At 73.3% G+C, this 23,637-nt stretch carries 22 protein-coding genes; 14 read left to right on the top strand and 8 right to left on the bottom strand.

Translation table 11 applies throughout. The features are described from left to right. Positions 1 to 345 precede the first annotated feature (345 nt). The 7 genes from ACFC0G_RS03245 (at position 346) to ACFC0G_RS03275 (ending at position 8,890) form a co-directional block, all read left to right on the top strand. Positions 346 to 1,833 carry a flavin monoamine oxidase family protein gene (locus ACFC0G_RS03245; protein WP_376396399.1) on the top strand — a complete coding sequence of 496 codons (1,488 nt, stop codon included), beginning with the start codon at positions 346 to 348 and terminating at the stop codon, positions 1,831 to 1,833. A gap of 231 nt (positions 1,834 to 2,064) precedes the next feature. After that, positions 2,065 to 3,645: a methylmalonyl-CoA mutase gene (locus ACFC0G_RS03250; RefSeq protein ID WP_376396402.1), complete on the top strand. Its 1,581-nt coding sequence runs from the start codon at positions 2,065 to 2,067 to the stop codon at positions 3,643 to 3,645. A gap of 40 nt (positions 3,646 to 3,685) precedes the next feature. Continuing rightward, positions 3,686 to 3,898 (top strand): DUF5988 family protein, encoded by a 213-nt coding sequence (locus tag ACFC0G_RS03255; protein ID WP_376396405.1) that lies wholly within the window; start codon positions 3,686 to 3,688, stop codon positions 3,896 to 3,898. A 322-nt stretch (positions 3,899 to 4,220) separates the two neighbouring features. Further along, positions 4,221 to 4,733, top strand: coding sequence for a DUF6643 family protein (locus tag ACFC0G_RS03260; protein ID WP_376396408.1), 513 nt, complete (start codon positions 4,221 to 4,223; stop codon positions 4,731 to 4,733). A gap of 53 nt (positions 4,734 to 4,786) precedes the next feature. Next, a complete protein-coding gene (locus ACFC0G_RS03265; protein WP_376396411.1) occupies positions 4,787 to 5,611 on the top strand; it encodes an MOSC domain-containing protein in 825 nt (274 codons plus the stop codon). 90 nt (positions 5,612 to 5,701) lie between these two features. Continuing rightward, positions 5,702 to 6,310, top strand: a complete 609-nt coding sequence (locus ACFC0G_RS03270) for a hypothetical protein (RefSeq protein WP_376396414.1) — start codon at positions 5,702 to 5,704, stop codon at positions 6,308 to 6,310. Positions 6,311 to 6,484: 174 nt separating this feature from the next. Then, positions 6,485 to 8,890 (top strand): right-handed parallel beta-helix repeat-containing protein, encoded by a 2,406-nt coding sequence (locus ACFC0G_RS03275; RefSeq protein ID WP_376396416.1) that lies wholly within the window; start codon positions 6,485 to 6,487, stop codon positions 8,888 to 8,890. Here the strand turns inward: ACFC0G_RS03275 and ACFC0G_RS03280 are convergent. Further along, a complete protein-coding gene (locus ACFC0G_RS03280; RefSeq protein WP_376396419.1) occupies positions 8,860 to 11,289 on the bottom strand; it encodes a hypothetical protein in 2,430 nt (809 codons plus the stop codon). The two genes, ACFC0G_RS03275 and ACFC0G_RS03280, sit on opposite strands and share 31 nt — an antisense overlap. 145 nt (positions 11,290 to 11,434) lie before the next feature. Between ACFC0G_RS03280 and ACFC0G_RS03285 the strand changes: the two genes are divergently transcribed. Further along, positions 11,435 to 12,262 carry a DeoR/GlpR family DNA-binding transcription regulator gene (locus ACFC0G_RS03285; protein WP_376396422.1) on the top strand — a complete coding sequence of 276 codons (828 nt, stop codon included), beginning with the start codon at positions 11,435 to 11,437 and terminating at the stop codon, positions 12,260 to 12,262. Then, on the top strand, positions 12,259 to 12,696 hold the full coding sequence (locus ACFC0G_RS03290; RefSeq protein WP_376396425.1) for an SRPBCC family protein: 438 nt from the start codon (positions 12,259 to 12,261) through the stop codon (positions 12,694 to 12,696). Before ACFC0G_RS03285 ends, ACFC0G_RS03290 begins: the two co-directional genes overlap by 4 nt. A 148-nt stretch (positions 12,697 to 12,844) precedes the next feature. Here the strand turns inward: ACFC0G_RS03290 and bla are convergent, their stop codons facing one another. Beyond that, positions 12,845 to 13,810, bottom strand: a complete 966-nt coding sequence (gene bla, locus ACFC0G_RS03295) for a class A beta-lactamase (protein WP_376396428.1) — start codon at positions 13,808 to 13,810, stop codon at positions 12,845 to 12,847. Between the two features lie 135 nt (positions 13,811 to 13,945). Between bla and ACFC0G_RS03300 the strand changes: the two genes are divergently transcribed. Continuing rightward, positions 13,946 to 14,446 (top strand): SRPBCC family protein, encoded by a 501-nt coding sequence (locus tag ACFC0G_RS03300; RefSeq protein WP_376396432.1) that lies wholly within the window; start codon positions 13,946 to 13,948, stop codon positions 14,444 to 14,446. On the opposite strand, the gene ACFC0G_RS03305 is transcribed toward ACFC0G_RS03300, so the two are convergent. Further along, a complete protein-coding gene (locus tag ACFC0G_RS03305) occupies positions 14,406 to 15,536 on the bottom strand; it encodes a PLP-dependent cysteine synthase family protein (protein WP_376396435.1) in 1,131 nt (376 codons plus the stop codon). The genes ACFC0G_RS03300 and ACFC0G_RS03305 overlap by 41 nt on opposite strands. A gap of 173 nt (positions 15,537 to 15,709) precedes the next feature. Between ACFC0G_RS03305 and ACFC0G_RS03310 the strand changes: the two genes are divergently transcribed. Both ACFC0G_RS03310 and ACFC0G_RS03315 read left to right on the top strand, forming a co-directional pair. Then, entirely contained in the window at positions 15,710 to 16,018 is a 309-nt protein-coding gene (locus ACFC0G_RS03310; protein WP_376396438.1) for a hypothetical protein, read from the top strand. 209 nt (positions 16,019 to 16,227) lie between these two features. Then, positions 16,228 to 16,881 carry an ATP-binding protein gene (locus ACFC0G_RS03315; RefSeq protein ID WP_376396440.1) on the top strand — a complete coding sequence of 218 codons (654 nt, stop codon included), beginning with the start codon at positions 16,228 to 16,230 and terminating at the stop codon, positions 16,879 to 16,881. 138 nt (positions 16,882 to 17,019) lie between these two features. Here ACFC0G_RS03315 and ACFC0G_RS03320 read toward each other — a convergent pair whose 3' ends face one another. From ACFC0G_RS03320 to ACFC0G_RS03330, 3 genes are read right to left on the bottom strand one after another with little or no spacing between them, the layout of a single operon-like run. Next, positions 17,020 to 19,587, bottom strand: a complete 2,568-nt coding sequence (locus tag ACFC0G_RS03320) for an FtsX-like permease family protein (RefSeq protein ID WP_376396443.1) — start codon at positions 19,585 to 19,587, stop codon at positions 17,020 to 17,022. Continuing rightward, a complete protein-coding gene (locus ACFC0G_RS03325) occupies positions 19,584 to 20,468 on the bottom strand; it encodes an ABC transporter ATP-binding protein (protein ID WP_376396446.1) in 885 nt (294 codons plus the stop codon). The genes ACFC0G_RS03320 and ACFC0G_RS03325 overlap by 4 nt, the downstream gene beginning before the upstream one ends. Next, positions 20,465 to 20,752, bottom strand: coding sequence for an SHOCT domain-containing protein (locus ACFC0G_RS03330; protein WP_376396449.1), 288 nt, complete (start codon positions 20,750 to 20,752; stop codon positions 20,465 to 20,467). The genes ACFC0G_RS03325 and ACFC0G_RS03330 overlap by 4 nt, the downstream gene beginning before the upstream one ends. A gap of 157 nt (positions 20,753 to 20,909) precedes the next feature. Between ACFC0G_RS03330 and ACFC0G_RS03335 the strand changes: the two genes are divergently transcribed. Further along, positions 20,910 to 21,494 (top strand): TetR/AcrR family transcriptional regulator, encoded by a 585-nt coding sequence (locus ACFC0G_RS03335; RefSeq protein ID WP_376396451.1) that lies wholly within the window; start codon positions 20,910 to 20,912, stop codon positions 21,492 to 21,494. A 105-nt stretch (positions 21,495 to 21,599) separates the two neighbouring features. After that, entirely contained in the window at positions 21,600 to 22,235 is a 636-nt protein-coding gene (locus tag ACFC0G_RS03340; protein ID WP_376396453.1) for a DUF4865 family protein, read from the top strand. A gap of 7 nt (positions 22,236 to 22,242) precedes the next feature. Here the strand turns inward: ACFC0G_RS03340 and ACFC0G_RS03345 are convergent, their stop codons facing one another. Then, positions 22,243 to 23,013 carry an SAM-dependent methyltransferase gene (locus tag ACFC0G_RS03345; protein WP_376396456.1) on the bottom strand — a complete coding sequence of 257 codons (771 nt, stop codon included), beginning with the start codon at positions 23,011 to 23,013 and terminating at the stop codon, positions 22,243 to 22,245. Between the two features lie 112 nt (positions 23,014 to 23,125). Then, positions 23,126 to 23,629: a GNAT family N-acetyltransferase gene (locus ACFC0G_RS03350; RefSeq protein WP_376396459.1), complete on the bottom strand. Its 504-nt coding sequence runs from the start codon at positions 23,627 to 23,629 to the stop codon at positions 23,126 to 23,128. Between the last annotated feature and the right edge of the window lie 8 nt (positions 23,630 to 23,637).

Consider the following 23,637-nt stretch of genomic DNA (forward strand, 5'->3'; position numbering starts at 1 on the left):
CCCGAGAGAGAAGGCCCCCGCGGTCGCAACACGCGGGGGCCGCACCACCCGCACCACCCGCACTGCAGGTACACACGGGGAATTGCACGAGTTTACGGGGGAGCTGCACCGGGGGCAGACCGACGCGACCGCGCACGCGGAGTCGCCTCGGTCCCGTCACCGTGAGGGATCCGGGAGGTTCACCTGGGTCCCATCCGCACTGAGTTGGCATCACTTCCGATCGCCCTGCCTCGCGAACGCGGGCTGCGTCCGCGGTTCCAGAGCCGCACGGGCAGCCGTCGATTCCTCACGTCGCCCTTCCACGCTCCATGTACGAGCGATCACAGGAAACTTGAGGACAACCCAGTGAGTGAAGACAACCAGCCCGCCATACGTCGCGCCGTCGGGCTCTCCCGTCGGCGACTGCTCAAGGCCGGCGGGCTCACCACCGCTGCCGCCGCGATCGGCGCGATCCCCGGTCCCCTCGGCAGCACGGACGCACATGCCTCCGCGGCCAGTGGCTGCTACGACGCGATCGTCGTGGGCCTCGGCTTCGCGGGCGCGATTGCCGCGCGGGAGCTGAGGGCCAAGGGCCTCAACCCGCTCCTGCTGGAGGCCCGCGGCCGGGTCGGCGGCCGCACCTGGACCGACACGTTCGTCAACCAGCCCGTGGAGATGGGCGGACAGTTCGTCGACGAGTCCCAGCCGCTCATCACCGCCGAGCTCAACCGCTACGGCATCGCCACCGCCCACGGCCTCCTCCCGGCGAAGGCGATCATGCCGACCGCGGACGGCCCCGCGCCCTTCTCCCTCGCCGAACTGCAGACCCGGCAGGGTGCGCTCCTGGAGAAGCTCTTCGAGGGATCGAGGACCTTCTTCCCGGACCCCAACAACCCCCTGGCCCGGCGTGACCTGGTCCGCGAGGTCGACGGCCTCTCGCTGCGCAACCGGCTCGACCAGCTGAACCTCAGCGCCGCCGACGAGAGCTGGATCAACGGCATCACCGCCGGGCAGTCCGGCGGATCGAGCACCTACGGCGCCTACACCGCGCTCGCCCAGTGGTGGTCCCTCGCGGGCTGGAGCACCGACACGTGGTACCGCGCCCAGAGCAAGCGCGTCGCCACCGGCATGAGCAGCGTCATCCGGGCGATCCTCGCCGACGCCAGGGCGGAGATCCGGCTGAACGCCCCGGTCGCGTCGATCACCGACACGGGTACGTCGGTGAGGGTCGTGACGGAAGCGGGCCAGGCCTTCACGGCGCGTACCGTCGTCGTGGCGGTACCGGTGAACGTGTGGAAGACCATCACGTTCAACCCCGGCCTGCCCGCGGTGCACAGCACCGCCACGCAGCAGGGCGTGGGCGTGGCGAACAGCCGGAAACTCTGGCTCCACGTACGCGGCATGACCGAGGCGAAGGTCGTCAGCGGCGCCGAGGGCGATCCCTTCATGACCGTGCTCTCGCACAGCGAGACCCCGGAGGGCCAGCTCCTGATGGCGCTCAACAGCAAGCCCGCGATCGACGTCTCGAACCGGGCGGACATCGAGGCCGCGCTGCGGACCGTGCTTCCCGAGGCGCAACTCATCGACTACCGGGCCCAGGACTGGGGCGCGGCACGCTACTCGCTCGGCGGCTGGGCGCTGCGCCGCCCGGGGCAGATGCTGAACCAGCTGCCGGCGATCCAGCGACCGCACGGCAGGATCGCGTTCGCCACCAGTGACATCGCCAGCGGCTGGGTGGGCTTCGTGGAAGGCGCGATCGAGGCCGGCTTCCGCGCGGCGGGCCAGGCCGCCGGCATCGCGGGGACCACGAGGACCGGCTCGGCACGGACCCAGCACCGCCTCAGCACCGTCTGAGCATCGGCGGGCCGGAGAGTACGACGGCGGGCGTCTGCCGGGGGTGTCCCCCGGCGGGCGCCCGCCTCCGTTGTCGCGCAGTCGCATCACGAACCGCGCGAAGTCCCTCGCCAAGTCCCTTGCGAAGTGCCGGGATTAGATCGGCGGGAGCACCGCATTAGCCCGCCCGTCGATGCTCGTAACCATGGGCTTCGGCTCCTGTGGACCCGTCGAGGAGGGAAGGCACAACACATGGCGCGCGAGTCGGAGTCGGGGCTGCCGATCGAGCCGGTCTACGGGCCGGGGGCTCTGGAGGGGTGGGATCCCGCCGGGAAGCTGGGCGAGCCGGGCGCGTACCCCTTCACGCGTGGTGTGTATCCGTCGATGTACACGGGCCGTCCCTGGACGATGCGGCAGTACGCGGGCTTCGGCACGGCGGTCGAGTCCAACGCCCGCTACAAGCAGCTGATCGCGAACGGCACGATGGGCCTGTCGGTGGCGTTCGACCTGCCGACGCAGATGGGTCACGACAGCGATGCGGCGATCTCCTCGGGCGAGGTCGGCAAGGTGGGTGTCGCGATCGACTCGATCGACGACATGCGGGTCCTGTTCGACGGCATCCCGCTGGACAAGGTCTCGACGTCGATGACGATCAACGCCCCCGGTTCCCTCCTTCTGCTCCTGTACCAGTTGGTGGGTGAGGAGCAGGGTGTTCCGGCGGACAAGCTGACGGGCACGATCCAGAACGACGTGCTGAAGGAGTACATCGCGCGGGGGACGTACATCTTCCCGCCGAAGCCGTCGCTGCGTCTGATCGCGGACATCTTCAAGTACTGCCGGGCCGAGATCCCGAAGTGGAACACCATCTCGATCTCCGGCTATCACATGGCCGAGGCGGGTGCCTCGCCCGCGCAGGAGATCGCGTTCACCCTGGCCGACGGCATCGAGTACGTGCGTACGGCCGTCGCGGCCGGCATGGACGTCGACGACTTCGCCCCGCGTCTGTCGTTCTTCTTCGTGGCGCGGACGACGATCCTGGAAGAGGTCGCGAAGTTCCGTGCGGCGCGCCGGATCTGGGCGCGGGTGATGAAGGAGGAGTTCGGCGCGAAGAACCCCAAGTCGCTGATGCTCCGTTTCCACACGCAGACGGCGGGTGTGGCCCTCACGGCCCAGCAGCCGGAAGTGAACCTGGTCCGGGTGGCGATCCAGGGCCTGGCGGCCGTCCTCGGCGGCACGCAGTCCCTGCACACGAACTCCTTCGACGAGGCGATCGCGCTCCCGACGGACAAGTCGGCCCGTCTCGCCCTGCGTACGCAGCAGGTCCTCGCCTACGAGACGGACGTGACGGCCACGGTCGACCCGTTCGCGGGCTCGTACGTCGTCGAGAAGATGACCGACGACGTCGAAGCGGCGGCCCTTGAGCTGATGGCCAAGGTCGAGGACATGGGCGGCGCGGTCGCGGCGATCGAGCGTGGTTTCCAGAAGAGCGAGATCGAGCGCTCGGCCTACCGGATCGCGCAGGAGACCGACAGCGGCGAACGGGTCGTCGTCGGCGTCAACCGCTACACGATCGACGTCGAAGAGCCCTACGAACCCCTCCGCGTCGACCCCGTCATCGAAGAGGAACAGGCGGCGCGTCTCGCGAAGTTGAGGGCCGAACGCGACCAGACGGCCGTCGACGTCGCCCTCATCGAACTGAAGAAGGCGGCCGAGGGCACGGACAACGTCCTCTACCCGATGAAGGACGCCCTCAAGGCCCGCGCCACCGTCGGCGAAGTCTGCAACGCCCTGCGCGAAGTCTGGGGCACGTACGTCCCCACCGACGCCTTCTGACAGCACCGACCCGGCGATTCGAACTGGAGGAGAGTTCTTCATGAGCAACCGACCCAACGTGATCTTGCAGGGTGGCCGCGCCGTTCCGGACGGGGAGAGGATTCGCTACGTCGAGAACACCGAGGAAACGTTCAAACTCTTCCTCGGGAACCGCTACGAGCACTACAAGGCCAACGGCTCCACCCACGCGCACCACGACGGCAGCGGGCTCCTGGTGTTCGAATGGATGTACCGCACCTACGTCGCCGAGTGAACGGCCGGGCCGGGGCCGGAGCCGGATCTTCTGTGCCGGGCATTCGCCCCGACCGGAGAGAACCGGAGAGAACCGGAGAGGACCGAAGAGAGACGGCTTTCCGTTCACGTCCCGGAAACCCACGCCCGCCGCGCGGGCGTAGCCCTTTGTAGCCCTTCCGACACTTCTCGTTACCCACGGGTACCGACGGCGGGAAAACCCTCGTTGTTAACGCAGCCTTTAACGTTGTTTTGGCAGGTCAGGCGGACAAAAACAGCGTAAATCGGATGACCCTGAGATGGGGACTCCCCAACCAGCACATCGTGGGCTTAACTTATGTGCCATGACCTCCCCCCGCTCCACCTATGGAGGCGGTTACCACACCGCGCCGTCCTTCCCGGACACCCCGATCTACGACTCCCTGGTCGCGGAGCGGGGCACGCCTCAGATCGCCCCGATCCGAGTGCCCGCCGCCTACGACACCGGCAGCAGCTTCCCCACGAGCGGTTCCTACCTGCCGGCGCTCCCCGCGGCACTGCCCGCCCTCCCGGCGGCGCCCAGCCCGCACCCCGCCCCCGCCTACGGCGGCGGGTACGGCTATCCGCAGCCCTCCCCGCAGATGGCCCCCGTACCGCTCCAGCACGCCCCCACCCCGTACATCCCGCAGCAGCCGGTGGCCCCGCGCGGCTACCAGGGCGGCGGCTACCCGCAGCAGCCGCGCCCGGCCGCCGCGGGGTACGAGGCGATGCGCCCGGCCGCCCCGCGGCCCGTACCGGCACCGGCGCCCGTCCCGGCCCCGGCACCGGCGATGTATCAGGACCCGTACAACCGCCCCTACCAGGGCGGGGGTTACTGACCGGGCCGGAGGTTCCGGACGACGAGGTCCGGAGCGGCTGGCAGGATGACCGCATGTCCACTCCTGTACTCCGCTCCGTCCACGTCCATCCGGTGAAGGCCATGCGTGCGCTGGCCCCCACGGAGGCCGAGGTGCAGCCCTGGGGGCTCGCCGGGGACCGCCGCTGGGCCGTCGTCGACGCCGCGGGCAAGGTCGTGACCCAACGCCGTCACCCCCGGATGGCGTTGGCCACGGCCGAGCCGCTGGCGGACGGCGGCGTCGCGCTGTCCGCGCCCGGGCACCCGACGCTCAAGGTCGAGGTGCCGTCCCCCACGGCCACGGTCACGATGGAGATCTTCGACAAGTACGTGGAGGCGGTCCCGGCCGGCGGCGAGGCGGCCGCCTGGGTCTCCGCGTACCTGGAGACGGACGCCCGGCTCGTCCACATGGACGCGCCCGAGCACCGGCGGCCCGTCGACCCGGAGTACGCGCTGCCCGGCGAGACGGTGAGCTTCGCGGACGGCTACCCGCTCCTCGTCGCCGCCACGGCCTCGCTCGACGCCCTCAACACCCTCATCGCGGGCGGCGACCACGCCCACGAGGGCCCCCTGCCGATGAACCGGTTCCGGCCGAACCTGGTGATCGAGGGGACCGAGCCGTGGGCGGAGGACGGCTGGACCCGGCTCGCCGTCGGCGAGGTCACCTTCCGCGTCGCCAGGCCCTGCGGGCGCTGTGTCGTCACCACGACGAACCAGTTCACCGCCGAGCGGGGCAAGGAGCCGCTGCGCTCCCTCGCCCTGCACCGCAAGCGCGACGGCCGCGTCATCTTCGGGCAGAACCTCGTCCCCGAGCACCGCGGCACGGTCCGGGTCGGCGACCCCGTGAAGATCCTCGACTGAGAATCCCGCGAATCCCGCGCCCGACAGGCGGGGAAAGCGGCCCCGGGGCACACTCGTTGGAGGAGCGGCGATCAACGAGGGGGTCCTGACGTGCGGGCAGCCACCGGAGTCTGGCGCTGGCGGCGCAATCCCCTGCGCCGGACCACGGACCTGGTCGAGGCGTGGGTCGCCCTCACCGCCGCCGCGCTCCTCTGTCTGCTCGTGCCCCTCGCCGGCTGGGCCGCCGGCTCGTCGGCGCACGGCTCGCTCCAGCGTGCGGTCCGCACGCAGCAGGAGCAGCGGCTGCCGACGACGGCCCGGGTCGTGCGCCTCGAAGACAGGCCGGCGAGCGGCCCCCGTACCGCCGAGTCCGGCGGGGAGGAGCGGCTGCGCCGCTCCGTGGTGGCGCGCTGGACCGCGCCCGACGGCACGGCCCGCACGGGAGTCGTGGCCATCGCGAGGCGCCACTCCGCCCCCGGCGACACGTTCTCCCTGTGGACGGACCGCGAGGGGCATCCGGTGTCCCCGCCGATGCCGGCGGGCACGGCCCGCGCGCACACGGTCATCGCCGGTCTGATGGCCGCGCTCCTCGCCGGGCTCCTCGTGGAGATCGTCCGCCGCCTGGCGGTCCGCCGCCTCGTCCTGCGGCGGTACGCGCGCCTGGACCGCGCGTGGGCCTCGGCGGGCCCCGACTGGGGCCGTGCCGACACCGGCAGCTGACACCTCGCGGCGGGGGTGCCGGTACCGGCACCGGCAGTCGACCCGTACACCTCACTCCACCTCCCTCGCATGCGGACGAGCAGCCCTCTCGACCCGTCATCCCCCACCCACCGCGCGCGCTACGGTGGGGCATCGACACAGCGGCGAGGCATCAGGCGGGGGCAGGGCACACCCATGGCACAGGGCACGGTCCAGGTGACGCACACCGGCACATCGCGGTGGCGGCGCCGCACGGGTGAGTACGCCTCTCTCGCCGCCGCCCTGGAGGCCGCGAGCGACGGGGACGTCCTCACCGTCGCGCCCGGCACCTACCGGGAGAACCTGGTCGTGCGGCGGGCCGTCACCCTGCGCGGCCCCGAGGGTGCGGTCGGCTCGGTGCGGATCGCGCCGCCGGACGGGGTGGCGCTGACCGTCCGCGCCTCCGTCACCATCCAGGACCTGCACATCGAGGGGCAGGACGTCGCCGCGCCCGCGCTGCTCGTCGAGGACGGCACGCCCGAGCTGCTCGATCTGCGGATCATGACGCGCTCGGCCGCCGGGATCGAGGTGCGGGGCGCCGCCCGCCCGACCGTCCGCCGCTGCACGATCGACAACCCGGCCGGCGTCGGCATCGCCGTCGTCGACGGCGCGGGCGGGGTGTTCGAGGAGTGTGAGGTGGTGTCCGCCGGGCAGGCGGGCGTATCGGTGCGCGGAGGGGCGCATCCGCGCCTTGAGCGCTGCCGGGTGCACCATGCTTCCGGCGCCGGGATCGCGGTCACCGGCGAGGGCAGCGGCCTGGAGGGCATCGGCTGCGAGGTGTACGAGATCAAGGGCGCCGGTGTCCAGATCGCGGCGCGCGCCACGGCGCACCTCACCGACTCGTCGGTGCACCGCACGTCCGGGGACGGCATCACGCTCGACACGGACGCCGTCCTGACGCTGTCGGACTGCGACATCCACGACGTCCCGGAGAACGCGGTCGACCTGCGCTCGCGTTCGGTGCTGACGCTGACCCGGTCGACGGTCCGCCGTTTCGGCCGCAACGGCCTGTCGGTGTGGGACCCGGGCACGCGCGTGGACGCCAACCAGTGCGAGATCCACGACAGTACGGGCGACTACCCGGCGGTGTGGGTGAGCGACGGCGCGACCGTGGTCCTCGACGCCTGCCGGGTGCACGACGTGCCGGACGCGCTCTTCGTCCTCGACCGGGGTTCGCGGGTGGACGTGGTCGACAGCGACCTGTCGCAGGTGCGGAACACGGCGGTGTCGGTGAGCGACGGGGCGACGGCCCAGCTCGACGACTGCCGGATCCGGGAGGCCTCCACCGGTGCCTGGTTCCGGGACCACGGCAGCGGCGGCACCCTGGCGGGGTGCACGATCGACGCCGTGCAGACCGGGGTCATCGTCACCAAGGGCGCCGACCCGACGATCGACCGGTGCACGGTCACCTCGCCCGCCGAGGCCGGCTTCTACGTGTCGGCAGAGGGCCGCGGCTCCTTCACCGGCTGCCGGGTCACGGGCAGCGGCGGCTACGGCTTCCATGTGACCGACGGCTGCCGGACGAGCCTGCGCAAGTGCCGTACGGAGCGGTGCGCGCGCGGCGGGTACGAGTTCCCGGAGGAGGGTGCGGTCGCGGAGGACTGCACCAGCGACGAGAGCGCGGTCCGCTCCTCGGTGCCCGACGGCGGCACCGTCCTGGCGGCCACGCAGTCGGCGGGGCTCCTCGGGGCGGTTCCCGTGCCGCGTACCCAGCCGGCCGCCCCGGCTCCGGTGGTTCCGGTGCCCGAGGCCCGCTCCTCGCAGGACGTGCTCGGGGAACTGGACGCCCTGGTGGGCCTGGAGAGCGTCAAGCACGAGGTGCGGACGCTCACCAACATGATCGAGGTGGGGCGCCGGCGTCAGGAGGCGGGGCTCAAGGCGGCCTCGGTCCGCCGCCATCTGGTCTTCACGGGCAACCCCGGCACCGGCAAGACGACCGTGGCCCGGCTGTACGGCGAGATCCTCGCCTCGCTGGGTGTCCTGGAGCGGGGCCACCTGGTGGAGGTCTCGCGGGTGGACCTGGTCGGCGAGCACATCGGGTCGACCGCGATCCGTACGCAGGAGGCCTTCGACCGGGCGCGCGGCGGGGTGCTGTTCGTCGACGAGGCGTACGCGCTGTCGCCGGAGGACTCGGGACGGGACTTCGGCCGCGAGGCGATCGACACGCTGGTGAAGCTGATGGAGGACCACCGGGACGCGGTGGTCGTCATCGTCGCCGGGTACACGGCGGAGATGGAGCGCTTCCTCACCGTCAACCCCGGTGTGGCCTCCCGATTTTCACGGACCATCAGTTTCGGCGACTACGCGCCGGACGAGCTGCTGCGGATCGTGGGGCAGCAGGCCGACGACCACGAGTACCGGCTCGTGCCGGGCACGGACGACGCACTGCTCACGTACTTCACGAAGCTGCCGAAGGGCCCGGCCTTCGGCAACGGCCGTACGGCGCGCCAGACGTTCGAGTCGATGGTGGAGCGGCACGCGGGCCGGGTCGCCGCGCTCGCCGAGCCGAGCACGGACGACCTGACGCTGCTCTACCCGGAGGACCTCCCCGAACTCCCCTGACGGTCGCCGTCGTTCGGCTCGCGCTGGCGGGGCAGGGCGGGCGGCAGCCGGTCGAGGAGCGCGGAGCGCCGCTGGGCGAACGCCGGGTCGGCCTGGTAGTCGGAGTGGCCCAGGATCGGTTCCGGCAGCGGATGCTCACGGGTGCGGCCGTACGCGACGGGGTCGAGCAGCACGTCCCCGTCGACGGCCGGCCGGTCCGCCTCTGCGGGGACGCGGACGGGGCCTCCGATGGGGTCGGTGGCGCGGTGGAGGTTGCTCCAGCAGTGGACCGTACGGTGCAGGGCGCGCAGCGCCTCGGGGCCGAAGTAGGCGGGGAACCAGCGCCCGTAGAGCCGCTCCAGGGGTGAGCCGTAGGTGAGCAGCGCGACCCGGCCGCGGGTGGCGGGCGGCAGTTGCCAGACGGCGGCCGCGGCGAGGACGCTGCCCTGGGAGTGGCCGGAGATGACGAGCCGGCCGCCGGTGCCCCGGGTCCAGGAGCTCATCCGCCAGGTGAGGTCGGGGACGGCCCGTTCGGCGTAGCAGGGCGGGGCGAACGGGTGGGCGGCGCGCGGCCAGAAGGTGCCGACGTCCCAGAGGATGCCGATGGTGCGGCGGGCCGAGGCGTCCTTGTAGGCGCGGCGGCCCCAGGTGACGAAGAGCAGGAAGCCGAGGCCGATCATCCAGGAGCCGACGGCCTGGGCGGCGGAGGCGGCGGAGGCGATCGCGGGGTGGGCGCCGTCGAAGGCCCGGCCGGGGACGTTGCCACTGGCCCAGGCGCCCGCGACGGACGCGGCCCCGAGGAGCAGGGTGGCGCCGGAGACGACGCCGACGAGGACGGGTGCGGAGTCGGTGAGCGCCGCGCGGGCCCGGCCGGCCGCGATCTGTCCCGTACGGACGGGGTCCGGTTCGCCCGCGGTGCCGTAGTCGGCCTCGACGGCGGGCCGCAGCCGCCGGGCGTCGAGCACGGTCCGTACGGCGAGGAGGGCGGCGGGGACGAGCAGCAGCAGGAGCAGGACGGGGATGACGGACGCCTGCCAGCTGAGCAGGACGGGCGGGCCGATCCGGGGGCCCGGCCCCGCCCCGGAGCCGTCGAGCCAGTCGGCGACGCGCTGGGCGACGCCGCCGGACATGACCCCGGCGAGGGCGCAGGCGAGCATGGAGACGGCGGGGCCGCCGAGTCCGCGCAGCGCGGTGCGCGGGTCCCTGCGGGGGCGCTGGAGGAGCAGGGCGACCACGCCGAGGGCGACGACCAGGCCTCCTTGGGCGAGGGTGAGGGCGCCGAAGGCGGCGTCTCCGGGGAGGGTGCCGCTGGAGGCCCAGCCGGGGCGGGACCAGCCGGCGTGCAGGGCGGTGAGGGCGAGGAGGGCGAGGGCGGAGCCGGGCAGCCAGGACACCAGGGCGCGCTCGACGCGCAGGTCGAGGCGGCGCTCGCTGCGGCCCCGGCGGCAGACGACCCAGAGGACGACGGCGCCGAGGGCGACGAGTGCGGTCCGGAGTACGAGGCCGAAGGCCGCGGCCGCCCCCGTGTCGTGGCGGGCGGTGGCGGTGGCGAGGGCCGCGGCGACGGTCAGGAACCCGGCGGCGGTGTGGGCGGCGCGGAGCCGGGCGACGAGGCGGCGCCCGTACCAGAAGCCGGGACGCCCGAGGGCGGGACGGAGCTCGACGGGGGTGGGCGGAGTGGGGCCCACGGGGCCTTCGGGTCCCGGCTCCTCGCTGTCGGCGGCCTCCGTGTCGGGCGGCGTGTCGGCCTGCGGATCGGACTGCGGGTCCGGTGTCGGCGCGTCGTAGCCGGTGGGCGGGCGTTGGGCCTCGTACGCGCTCCAGGTCCGGTTGGACAGGTACCAGAGCAGGCCGACGAGTGCCGTCGGGACGAGCGCGGCGAGGGCGAGGCGGCGCCCCGGCGCGGACCACCAGCCGCCCCGGTCGGCGGCGAGGAAGCCGAGCCAGGAGTACGCGTCGGAGCAGGCCGCGGTGCCGGCGCACTGCCAGGCCGTCAGGTCGAGCGCGACCTCGCAGGCCGCGGCGGTGAGAAGCAAGGTGAGGGTGAGGGCGACGAGCCGGACGAGGACCCCGTACAGCCGGACGAGTCCCGGCCTGCCCTGGGCCGGCGGGCGCATCCAGTGGGCCAGATTGGCGACCATGAAGGGCAGGAGCAGCAGCCACAGGGCGCGGGTGCCGTCGCCCGAGGTGAGGTTGGACCAGCAGTACGCCTCCGGTACCGGCCGCGCGGCGTACCGCTCGGGGTGGTCCTCGGCGTCGAGGTCCTCGGCCCGCCGGTACACGGCGGCGGTGCGGTCGCCGGTGACCCGTACGGTCCTGGGGTCGTCGAGCATGGACTGCGGGGTGGCTCCGCCGACTCCGTGGACGAGGAGTTCGAGCGCCGCGCCCCCGGTCTCCGGGGCGGGTGTGGCAGGGGACACTTAGGGGACTTCCTCTCTGGGTGGGAGGATGCGACGTCGGAAACAGGATCGCGGACAGTCGTGCGCCAGCGCACGGACTCTCACCGAATCCGACGGTGTTCCGACACTGATCCCCTAGTTCCCTGCGGAAGGACCGGCCCCGGCGGTGACTGACAACCAGAACCTCCTCGCGGAGCAGCGGCGCGCCCTGATCCTCGACGAGGTCCGGCGGCGCGGCGGTGTGCGAGTGAACGAGCTGACCCGCCGGCTGAACGTCTCGGACATGACGATCCGCCGCGACCTGGACGCGCTGGCCCGGCAGGGCATGCTGGCGAAGGTGCACGGCGGGGCCGTGCCGGTGGTCGAGGCGAGCACCCACGAGCCGGGCTTTGAAGCGAAGTCGGTGCTCGAACCGAGCGCCAAGGACGAGATCGCGCGGGCCGCGGCGGCGCTGGTCGCGCCGGGTACGGCGATCGCCCTGTCCGGCGGGACGACGACGTACGCGCTGGCCCGGCATCTGCTCGACGTGCCGGATCTGACGGTGGTGACGAACTCGGTGCGGGTCGCGGACGTGTTCCACGAGGCGCAACTGACGGGCGGCGGGGGCGAGGTGCGGCGCGGGGCGGCGACCGTCGTCCTGACGGGCGGGGTCCGGACGCCGTCCGACGCGCTGGTCGGCGCGGTCGCGGACCGGGCGATCCGCTCGCTCCACTTCGACCTGCTGTTCCTCGGGGTGCACGGCATCTCGGTCGAGGCCGGTCTGTCGACGCCGAACCTCGCGGAGGCCGAGACCAACCGGTGCCTGATGCGGTCGGCGCGCCGGGTGGTCGTGGTCGCCGACCACACCAAGTGGGGGACGGTGGGCCTGAGTTCCTTCGCCGACCTGGGCGAGGTGGACACCTGGGTGACGGACCGAGGCCTGGGCGAGGGGGTACGCGGCGAAGTGACGGAGCAGCTGCCGGGGCTGGTGGTGGCGGGCGAGGAGCCCGCGTGACGCTGTTCCGGGTCGAGCGGGCCGTTCCGCTGCCGCCGCGCGAGGCGTGGCGGCGGCTGACGGACTGGCCGGCGCACGGCCGCCAGGTGCCGCTGACCCGGACGAGGGTGCTCACTCCGGGCCCGAACGGAGCGGGGACGCGGTTCACCGCGCGGACCGGCATCGGCCCGCTGGCCTTCGACGACCCGATGGAGGTCGTGCGCTGGGAGCCGCCGGAGGCCGGCCGGGCGGGCGTGTGCCGCCTGGAGAAGTCCGGGCGGGTCGTGCGGGGTTGGGCGGCGGTCGAGGTGACGGGAGCGCCGGGCGGCGGCTGCCGGGTGGAGTGGACGGAGGAGCTGTCGGTACGAGGCCTGCCGCGCGCCTTCGACCCGGTCCTGGCGCGAGCGGGGCGGTTCTTGTTCGGCCGGGCCGTGGACGGATTGCTCCGCTCTTAGCCACTCCTCGGGCGCTCGGCACGGGAGTCGGCGGCGGCGCGGCAGGCGGACTCGTCGGCTCGTCGGGCTCGGGCTCGTCGGGCTCGGGCTCGTCGGGCTCGTCGGGCTCGTCGGGCTCGTCGGGCTCGTCGGGCTACGGACTTACGGGCTACGGGCGGAGTTCCGCCGCGACCAGGGCCGCCGCCTTGGCCACGAGCGGGTTGTCGGCCTCCGCGTCCTCCTCGGGCTTGGCCGTCAGGACGGCCAGCAGGACCGGGCCTCCGTTCGGCGGCCAGGCGATGCCCGCGTCGTTGTTGCCGCCGTACCGCCCGCCGCCGGTCTTGTCGGCAAGGATCCAGTCGGCGGGCAGTCCCTTGCGGAACCGTTCGCCGCTGGTCGTGTTGGCGAGCATCCAGGCGGTCAGCCGGTCGCGGTCCCGGGGCGCCAGCGCGGCGCCGAGGACGAGGCGCCCGTAGGTCCGGCCGATGGCCCGGGGTGTGGTGACGTCGGTGTCGCGCCAGGGCTCGGCGGAGTTCAGCTCGGGCTCCCAGCGGTCCAGCCGGGTGACGCCGTCACCGATCGACCGGGCGAACCGGGTGACAGCCGTCGGCCCGCCCAGCTCCCGCAGCAGCAGGTTCGCGGCGGTGTTGTCGCTGTAGCGGAGGGTCGCGTCGCAGAGCCCGGCGACGGTCATCCCGGCGGCGAGGTTCTCCGGGAGCCCGGTCCTCGGCGAGAAGCCCGACCGCTTGACGTACGCCTCCGTGTACCGGATGCGCTTCGCCAGGAAGGAGCCGTCGTGGTCGAGGTCGCGGAGGACGGCCGCGACGGCGAGGGTCTTGAACACCGAGCACATCGGGAAGCGTTCGTCGGCGCGGTACGCCACGGACCGGCCGGTGCGGACGTCGTACGCGAACACGCCCAGCCGCGCGGAGTGTTCGTCCTCCAGCTCGCGCAACCGTCCGGTGAGGCGGCCCGTCGCGGCGTGGGCCGCCCCCGCGAGCGGGAGGACGGAGGCGAGCACGGTGCCGGTGGCGAGCGCGAGCACGGTGCGGCGGGACGGGTGTGGCGCTGAGGCGGACTCGGGGTGCAGGGAGGACGTGGCGGGGGTGGTGGGCGTGGTGGGCGTGGTGGACACGGGGGTTCCCCTTCCGGCGCGGCGAGATCCTTGCGGAGTCGAGTCCATCATGCGCAACGGCCCACGGCACTCTGTGCCATTGACAAGCCGTCAGCTAGGGTGCACTTCCGCGTCCGTCCTGGGGAGGTTCGGTCCATGGCACGCCGACTGAGGCCGGTGGAGCTCGACTTCACCGCAACCGCACCTGTCCGACTCGCCTACACGGCGACACTGGCCGCACCGCCGTCGGCCGTCTACCGGTCGCTGGCCGTGGAGGTGGGCAGCATGCCCGCGTGGTTCACGGCCGTCGTCTCCGCCGTCCCGACGGCGGACGGCGCGGGCCGGACCATCCGGCTGCGGGGCGGAATCGTCTTCGAGGAGACGATCCTCGCCGCCGAACCCGATGTCCGGTACGCCTACCGGGTCGACCTGACGAACGCACCTGGTGTCACGGCCCTGGCGGAGGAATGGGCCCTCTCCCCCGCCGGGAAGGGCACGCACCTGCGGTGGACGATGGCCGTCGACGGGGCGGCGCCGTTCCGGCTCGCGCTCCTCCTCGCCCGCCCCGGCCTCGGGCTGTCCTTCCGGGACGCCGCGCGCCGCCTGGACCAGCGGCTCACTCCGGCCAGGCCCCCGTCTCCAGGAACCGATCGATAGCGGCGCTGTGCGGGGCGATGTCCAGGCCCTGGGCGGCCAGCCAGGTGTCGGAGTAGTACTTGTCGAGGTAGCGCTCGCCCGGGTCGCAGATCAGCGTCACGATGCTGCCGGTGCGCTCCTCCTTGACCATCTCGGCCACGATCTTGAAGGCGCTCCACAGACCGGTGCCGGTGGAACCGCCCGCCTTGCGCCCTATGGCCGTCTCCAGGGCGCGGACGGCGGCGACGCTGGCGGCGTCGGGAACCTTCATCATGCGGTCGATCGCGCCGGGGACGAAGCTCGGCTCCATGCGGGGGCGGCCGATGCCCTCGATGCGCGAGCCGCAGTCGGAGGTGGCGTCCGGGTCGCCCTGCGTCCAGCCGTCGAAGAAACAGGAGTTCTCCGGGTCGGCGACACAGATCCGGGTGTCGTGCTGCATGTAGTGGACGTAGCGGGCGATGGTCGCCGAGGTGCCGCCGGTGCCCGCGGTGGCCACGATCCAGGCGGGCTCCGGGTAGCGCTCCAGCTTCAGCTGCTGGTAGATCGATTCGGCGATGTTGTTGTTGCCGCGCCAGTCGGTGGCCCGCTCCGCGTACGTGAACTGGTCCATGTAGTGGCCGCCGGTGCGCGCGGCGAGGGCCGCGGACTCCTCGTACATGGTCCGCGAGTCGTCGACGAAGTGGCACTCGCCGCCGTGGAACTCGATCAGCCGGCACTTCTCGGGGCTGGTCGTGCGGGGCATGACGGCGATGAAGGGGACGCCCACGAGCTTGGCGAAGTACGCCTCGGAGACGGCGGTCGAACCGCTGGAGGCCTCGATGACGGGCTTGCCCGGGCGGATCCAGCCGTTGCAGAGCCCGTAGAGGAAGAGCGAACGGGCGAGCCGGTGCTTGAGGCTGCCGGTGGGGTGGGTCGACTCGTCCTTGAGGTAGAGGTCGATGCCCCACTTCTCGGGGAGCGGGAAGCGCAGCAGGTGGGTGTCGGCGGAGCGGTTGGCGTCGGCCTGGACCTTGCGGACGGCCTCCTTCAGCCAGGCCCGGTACGCCGGATCGCTGCGGTCGACGTCGATGGTCGCCGGCGCGGCGGTCGCACTGTTCTCGGTGGTGCTCATCCGTCCCACTCCTCGCTCACTGCCACTGGTGCCCGTTGCCGACAATACCCCTCCCACCTGGGCAAACGTTCCCTTTGATGTCCCATAGGCCTCCCTTGTGGCAGGGCCACTGGTGCGGGCGCGGGCCGCCCGGCACACTGGTGACGGCAACCGGGTGAAAGGGGTGGACCGGCATGGAGGAACCCGAGTTCAGCGCGCGGGGTGTACGGATCGCACGCTGGCCGCGCGCCTTGACGCGCGCGGGCGAGGTGCGGATCGAGGACGGCCGGCTCGCGCTGCTCACGAGCTATGGCAGCGAGATCGACAGCGCGCCCGTGAGCGCCGTACGGGCCGGGCGGCCGTGGTTCGCGAAGGCGGACGAGGCGGTGGCGACGGTGAACGGGACCCGGTACCGGCTGACCCTGCACCACCGGGCCGGCGACGGGACCGAGGAGTCGGGGAGTTTTCTCGCGGCGCTCAGGCGGGCGGCCGGCCGCGGCTGACCGGACGCGCCTCGCCTCGGCCCTGACCTGGCACGGATCGCCGCGAGTTGCGGCACGGTCACCACTGGCTCACGCTGGAACCACCTCACCGAGGGTTCACCGGTGGTGACGTTGCGCTTCGGTCGCCACCGTGCTGTACCGCAGTACCGCCGTACGCATGAGAGATCCGAATCTTCGTCTTCTTCCGAACTACTTCGGGGAGTCGCAGCGTGATCAGCGAGCCGAGCAGGTATTACGCGGTGGAGCTCCATGCCCTGCCGTCGCGGATCGGACAGGTCCGCAGAATCGTCTCCGCGCATCTGCGCCATTGGCATCTCGACGCTTTGATCGACCATGCCGCGCTCGGGGTCACCGAGCTTCTGACGAACGTCCACCGACACGCGCAGCCGGACAAGCGCTGCACGGTCGAGATCGAGCTGCTGCTCGACCGGCTGACGGTGTCGGTCAGGGACCACGATCCCCGAATACCGCGCGCCGGGACCCCGGACGGCGGCGACGGGCTCGACGCACTCGACGCCTTCGGCGCTCTCGCCACCTCCGGCCGGGGCCTCGCCATCGTCGGTGCGGTCAGCGAGAGTTGGGGCGTCCGCCCGTGCGGCGCCGAGGGCAAGGTCGTGTGGTTCACCCTCACGGCGCCGCCGTCGCCCGTCCCGGTCGAGGAGCACGCACACGCCGTGCACGGCTCCTCGCCCGAGCTCCCCTTCGGGACGTACGGCCCGTTCCCGGGCGTCCCCGCCGTCGCCGCCGTCCCCGCCGTCCCGTTGGGCACGCCGGCCGACCCGGTCCTGGCCCCGGTCGTCGCCGGGCCGGTCCTCGCGGGCCGGGTCCTCGCCGGCCCGGTCCTCGCGGGCCGGGCGGGCTGAGGACCGGCCGGACGCCACGGCCCGGATGCCACCGGCCTGTGGTCACTGGCCCCAGGTCACCGGCCCGAGGTCACTGGCCTGACGTCACCGGCCCGACGTCACCGCCTGACGTCGGGCCGAGGTCATTCCGTCCCGAGGTCATTCCGTGCCGATCGCCCTGAGGATCTCCAGGCGCGCCGCGCGGCGGGCCGGACGCCAGGCCGCCACGACGCCCGCCGTCAGGCCGATCAGGGCCACGGCCGCCAGTCGCACCGCCGGCACGGCGAAGGCGAGCGCGCTGTCACCGGATCCCTCCGAGGCGCGGACGAGCACCCAGCCGAGGAAGCCGCCGAGGGTGAGCCCGCCGAGCGTCCCGAAGGCGGCGACGAGGACGGACTCCCAGCGGACCATGGCCCGCAGCTGGGCGCGGGTCTGTCCGACGGCCCGCAACAGGCCCAGCTCGCGGGTCCGTTCGTGGACGGCGAGGGTCAGCGTGTTGGCGATGCCGAGCAGGGCGATCAGGACCGCGAGCGCGAGGAGCGCGTAGACGAGGGTGAGCATCATGTCGATGCCGCCCGCCGAGGCCTCCGCGTACTCCTCCCGGGTCTGCACCTCCGGTTGGCCGTACCGGTCCGCGACCTCGGTCACGGCCGCCTTGCCGTCCGCCGCGGACACGCCGTCCGCGAAGGCGACGGCGACCAGCCGGTCGGCGTCCTGGGTGCGGTGCGGGGCCCAGGCCTCCCGGGTGACGAGGTAGTCCCCCGCGAGGTCGGCCCGTTCGTAGACCGCGCGGACGGTGAAGGTGTGCCGGGTGCCGTCCGTGAACGTCAGCTCGGCCGTGCGCCCGGGCGCCAGGCCGGCGGCGGCGGCCTCGTCGGCGGCGACGGCGAGCCCGTCCGCACCGAGTCCGGTGAGGGTGCCGCGTACCTCCCCGAGGTCGAGGGTGCGGGCGAGCGCGGCCGGGTCGGTGACCGTCAGGGCGCGGCCCCGGCCGTCGACCTCCGCCACTCCGCTGCCCAGGCCGACGGCCGTGTCGACCTCGGGGAGTGCCGCGACCGCCGGGGCGAGCCGGGGGCTGAGCCCGCTGCCGCCCGCGCCGAAGGAGGGCGCGCCGATGGCCACGTCGCCCGCGAAGGAGCGGTCGACCGTACGGTCCATGGTCGCCTTGAGGGAGGCACCGAAGACGGTGAAGAGGGTGACGACGGCGACCCCGATCATCAGGGCGGTGGCGGTCGCGGCCGTCCGTCCGGGGCTGCGCAGGGCGTTGCGGCGGGCGAGGCCGCGGTTGGCGCCGCGCAGGGGCCGGCCGAGGGCCCGCACGGCGACCGAGGCGGCCACCGGTCCGAGGACCACGAAGGCGGCGACGGCGAGCCCCGCGCCGGTCGCGGCGAGCCACAGCGAGGGGTCGCCGAGCACTCCCGCGAGGACCGTGCCGACGGCGGCGGCCAGGAGGGCGCCGCCGGTCAGCGCACGGGCGCGGGAGGTGCCCGAGCCGTCCACGTCGTTCTCGCGGAGCGCGGCGAGCGGAGCCGTGCGGCCGGCCCGTACGGCGGGCAGGAGCGCCGAACCGGCGCAGACCGCGAGTCCGACGCCGAGCGGGAGCGCGAGGGAACCGGCCGTGACGACCAGGTCGCCCTCGGGGAACGGGAACCCGACGGCCGGGAAGAGGGCCTGGAGGCCGGCGGCCACGCCGATGCCGGCGAGGAGCCCGGCGGCGGAGGCGAGCAGCCCCACGACGAGCGCCTCGGCGAGCGTGCCGGTGACGACCTGGCGGCGGGCGGCGCCGACGGCGCGGAGCAGGGCGTTCTCGCGGGTCCGCTGGGCGACGAGGACGGCGAAGGTGTTGTGGATGGTGAAGACGGAGACGAGCACCGCGACTCCGCTGAAGACCAGCAGGAAGGTGGTGAAGAGGCCGAGGAACCGGCCGGAGACCATCTCGGTGTTCTCCTCGGCCGCGCGCTGCCCGGTGATCGCCTCGACCCCTTCGGGCAGGGCGGGGGCGAGCGCGGCGACGAGCTCCTCCTGGCTGACGCCGGGCCCGGCGCGTACGGCGATGCTCGTCGCCTCGCCGGGGCGGGCCGTCAGGTACCGCTCGGCGTCGGCGCGGGTCAGGCCGGTCCAGGTGACCTGGCCCATGCCGTCGGCGCCGCCGAAGGTGGCGAGACCGACGACGGTGATCCGTACGGGGTCGGGGGTGCGCAGGACGGTCGTGTCGCCGATGCTGAGGCCGGCGGCCTTCGCCGCGCCCCGGTTGACGACGGCCTCGCCGGGCGCGTGCGGAGTGCGTCCCTCGGCGAGCCGGTACGGGTTGAGGGCCTCGTCCTCGATCCAGTTCGCGGCGAGGGTGGGCGGGCCCTTGCCGCCGACGGGGGTCCCGTCGGCGGTGAGGAGCTGGCCGGCGCCCTCGATCAGGGGCGCGGCGGCGGCGACTCCGGGGACCTGGGCGATCCGGTCGGCGAGGTCGGCGTCGACGGGGCCGCGGGTGCCCTGTGCCGCGCCGGCGGCCGTGACGGTGGTGGCGCTGCGGACGACGGCGTCCGTGCCCCGGGTGGCGCCGGTGAACATGGCGTCGAAGCTCGCGCGCAGGGTGTCGCCCATGACGAGGGTGCCGGTGAGGAAGGCGACCCCGAGGAGGACGGCGGCGAAGGTGCCGAGGAAGCGGCGCCGGTGGGCGCGGAGGGATGCGAGCGTGAGCCGGAGGGTGGCGGGGGTGGCGGGGGTTCTCATGTCGCCCCTCCTCGGGTCGTGGCGGAGGCCGTGGCGGAGGTCGAGACAGGCGTGGCGACGGACGTCGTGGCGGAGGCCGGGTCGGTCGTCGGGGCGGAGGGCCGGCCGGTGTCGGTCTCGAAGGCCTTCATGCGGTCGAGGACGCGGTCGGCCGTCGGGGCGGTCATCCGGTCGACGAGCCGCCCGTCCGCGAGGAAGACCACCTCGTCGGCGTGGGCGGCGGCGACCGGGTCGTGGGTGACCATGACGACGGTACGGCCGGTCTCCCGCACCGTACGGCCGAGCAGGCGCAGGACCTCCTCGCCGGAGCGCGAGTCGAGGTTGCCGGTGGGTTCGTCGGCGAAGACGACGTCCGGGTCGCCGACGAAGGCGCGGGCGACGGCCACGCGCTGCTGCTGTCCGCCGGAGAGTTCGCCCGGCCGGTGGTGCAGGCGGTCGCGCAGGCCGACGGTGTCGACGAGCCGGTCGAACCGGGCCCGGTCGGGGGCTCGCCCGGCGAGGTCGAGCGGGAGGGTGATGTTCTCCGCGACGGTCAGGGTCGGCAGCAGGTTGAAGGCCTGGAAGACGAAGCCGACGCGGTCGCGGCGCAGGAGCGTCAGACGGCGGTCGTCGAGCGTGGAAAGGTCGGTGCCGCCGACGAAGGCGGCACCGGAGGTGAGGGTGTCGAGCCCCGCGGCGCAGTGCAGGAGCGTGGACTTGCCGGAGCCCGAGGGGCCCATGACGGCGGTGAAGCGGCCGGCCGGGAAGTCGACGCTCACCCCGTCGAGGGCCCTGACCTCGGTGTCGCCGCGCCCGTAGACCTTGACGGCGTCCAGGACCCGGGCGGCTTCGGTGTGCGCGGTGGGGGTGCGGGCGGCGGGGGTGCGGGCGGCGGCGGTCATGCCCGGCGCTCCTTGCCGGTCGCGGTGCGGCCGAACTGCTCCTCCAGGACGGTGAGCCGGCGCCAGTACTCGTCCTCGTCGATCTCCCCGGCGGCGAACCGGTGGCCGAGCAGGGCGATCGGCGAGTGCTCGTCGGGCCGGCCGTCCCGGTAGGGGCGGCCGCCGCGGCCCGGGCGCCAGCCGGCACGGCGGGCCAGGGTGACGATCCCGGCGATGACGACGGCCCAGACCAGGGGGAAGAGGAGGATCCACGGGCCGGGGCCCGCGTAGGCGAGGGTGTTCATGAGGGTTCAGCTCCTCGGTGTGCGCTGTGGTGATGTCCGTGCTTCGAGACTCGCTCGGGGAGGGGGTCCGGGGCGTCGTACGGGCAGCGGCTTCGCACGTACGACAGCGGGAGTACGGCGGGCGGTCCGGACGGCCTTCCTCTCTGTACCTACTGGTATGTACAGTGCGGTCATGAGCACTCCGAAGACCACCGCCGAACGTCTCGTCGAGGCGACCCGCGAGCTGCTGTGGGAGCGCGGCTACGTGGGCACCAGCCCCAAGGCCGTCCAGCAGGCGGCGGGCGCGGGTCAGGGCAGCATGTACCACCACTTCTCGGGGAAGCCGGACCTGGCGCTCGTCGCGATCCGGCGCACGGCCGAGGAGATGGGTACGGCGGCCGAGGCCGTGCTGGGCGGCGAGGGCTCGGCGTACGCCCGGATCGAGGCGTACCTGCTGCGCGAGCGCGAGGTCCTGCGCGGCTGCCCGGTGGGGCGGCTGACCATGGACCCGGAGGTGATCGCCCACCCGGAACTCCGCGCCCCCGTCGAGGAGGCGCTCGGCCGGCTGCGCGGCCGGCTCGCCGACGTGGTCCAGGAGGGGCTGGACAGCGGTGAGTTGAGGGCCTCGCTCGATCCCGAGGAGATCGCGGCGACGGTCGTGGCGACCGTCCAGGGCGGCTACGTGCTGGCCCGCGCCACGGGCTCGCGGGCTCCGTTCGACAGCGCCGTACGCGGTCTGCTGGCGCTCCTCGCGACACCCTGATCTACGCCCTGATCAACGCCCTGATCAACGCCGTGATCAACGCCCTGATCGACGCCCTTCACCGAGAAGATTCCCGCGAATCGCCAGAGAACCGGAGACCGTTCCGTGCACGCGATGCAGTACGAGATCACTCTGCCCGCCGACTACGACATGGGGATCATCCGCGAGCGGGTCGCGACGAGGGGCCACCTGCTCGACACGTTCCCCGGGCTCGGCCTGAAGGCCTATCTGATCCGGGAGCGGGAGGCCGGATCGCCGGTCAACCAGTACGCGCCGTTCTATCTCTGGGCCACCCCCGAGGGCATGAACTCCTTCCTCTGGGGGCCGGGTTTCCAGGGCATCGTGAACGACTTCGGCCGGCCGGTGGTGCAGCACTGGACGGGCCTGGCGTACGAGGAGGGGCCGGCGGCCGCGTCGGCTCCCGGGACCGCCACGCGCCGCAGGACGCCGCTCGGCGAGGCGGTGCCGCCGGGCGAGGCCGTGGCGGAGGCGGTGGCCCGGCACGCGCGGGAGGCCCGCCGGGACGGCGTGGTCGCCTCGGCCCTGGCCGTGGATCCACGCCACTGGGAGCTGCTCACCTTCACGCTGTGGGCGGACGGGACGGGTACCGATGGGGCGGGTTCCGACGGGACAGGCGCCGACACGGCGGAAGCGCCCGCCGGCGAGGGCGAGCGCTTCCGGGTCCTGCACCTCTCGGCCCCCGGACGTGGAGAGTTGGGGGCCGGACGGCGGCAGTGGTGACGTGGTCTCAGGCCACGGCGACCAGGGTGAGGTACGTGATCCCGAGGGCCCGGCGGTAGCCGTTCAACCAGTTCGACCGCTGGCTGTCGGCGCGCTCGCGGGTCTCGGCGGCGAGCGGGTGCCCGGGGTTCGCGGCGAGCCAGACCTCGGTGTCGTACCGGTAGCCGGACTCGAACTCCTCCCACTCCTCGGCGCTCGCCGTCTCGATCCGCGCGGGCCGGAAACCCGCCTCGATGGCGAGGTCCACGAGGGCGCCGAGGGAGAAGTGCTCGCCGGCGTGCGCGTCGGGCCACATTCCGGCCAGCTCCTCCTCCGTCGGAGTGCGCTCCCAGAAGCCCTCGCCGAGCACGACCCGGCCGCCGGGCCGGACCAGTCGGCGCAGCTCCCGGAGGGCGGCGGCGGGGTCGTGCGGCAGCTCGGGGTCGCAGAGCGCCTGGCTCGATCCCAGACAGAGGATCGCGTCGACGGGGCCCCGCTCGGTGCCGAGCGCCGACTCCTCGACGAAGACCACACGGTCGGCGAGACCGCGCTCTTCGGCGAGGGCCCGGCCGCGGGCCAGGTCCTCGGCGTTGATGTCGATCCCGATGCCCTTGGCGCCCGGGGCGCTCTCCAGGACGCGGAGGAGCAGTTCGCCCCAGCCGCAGCCGATGTCGAGGACATCGGCGGGCTGTTCGGCGGCGAGTCGTTCGATCATGCGGGTGGCGCGGGCCTCGGAGAGGGGGCCGTGGAAGGTGAGGCTGCCGAGGCGTGGGGGGAGACCGGAGTCCGAAGTGATCATGAGGCGGAACGCTACGGCGTACGGCCTCTCCCGCCCAGCGATTTTCCGCCAACACCCCACCGGATACGTCACACGTCAGGGAGCACAAGCGACCGAACCGGACACCCTCGTGTCACGGCAACGGGCGGTTGAGCCAGACCACTTCACCGTTGTCCTCCATGGTGACGCGATCCCGCTCGAACCCGAGCTTCTCCAGGACACGGAGCGACGGCGTGTTCCACGAGCCGACGGTCGACCAGAGCCGTTTCCGTCCGGTCGCGACGGCGGCTTCGAGTACCGCGCCGGCCGCCTCGGTGGCGTAGCCGCGCCCGTGCGCGCGCTGGAACAGCTCGTACGCGATCTCGGGCTCCTCCAGGGTGGTGCGGCCGATGATCAACCCGCAGTAGCCGATGAAGTCGCCCTCGTCGCGGCGCTGGATGGGCAGCAGGGCGATCCCCGTCTCCTCCGTCGCGGTGAGGAACCCCGCGATGGCCGTCCGGATGCGCTCGACCGGAGGCGTCCCCTTGCCGCGCTCGCCGAGGAGGGCGCAGAACTCGGCTGCGTCCGACTCGGCCCACGGCCGCAGTATCAGCCGCTCGGTCTCCAGGTGGAACGACATCGTCTCGTACGTAGCCATGCCCCTAC

It is taken from the genome of Streptomyces sp. NPDC056169 (genome assembly GCF_042268445.1).
Lineage (GTDB): Bacteria > Actinomycetota > Actinomycetes > Streptomycetales > Streptomycetaceae > Streptomyces.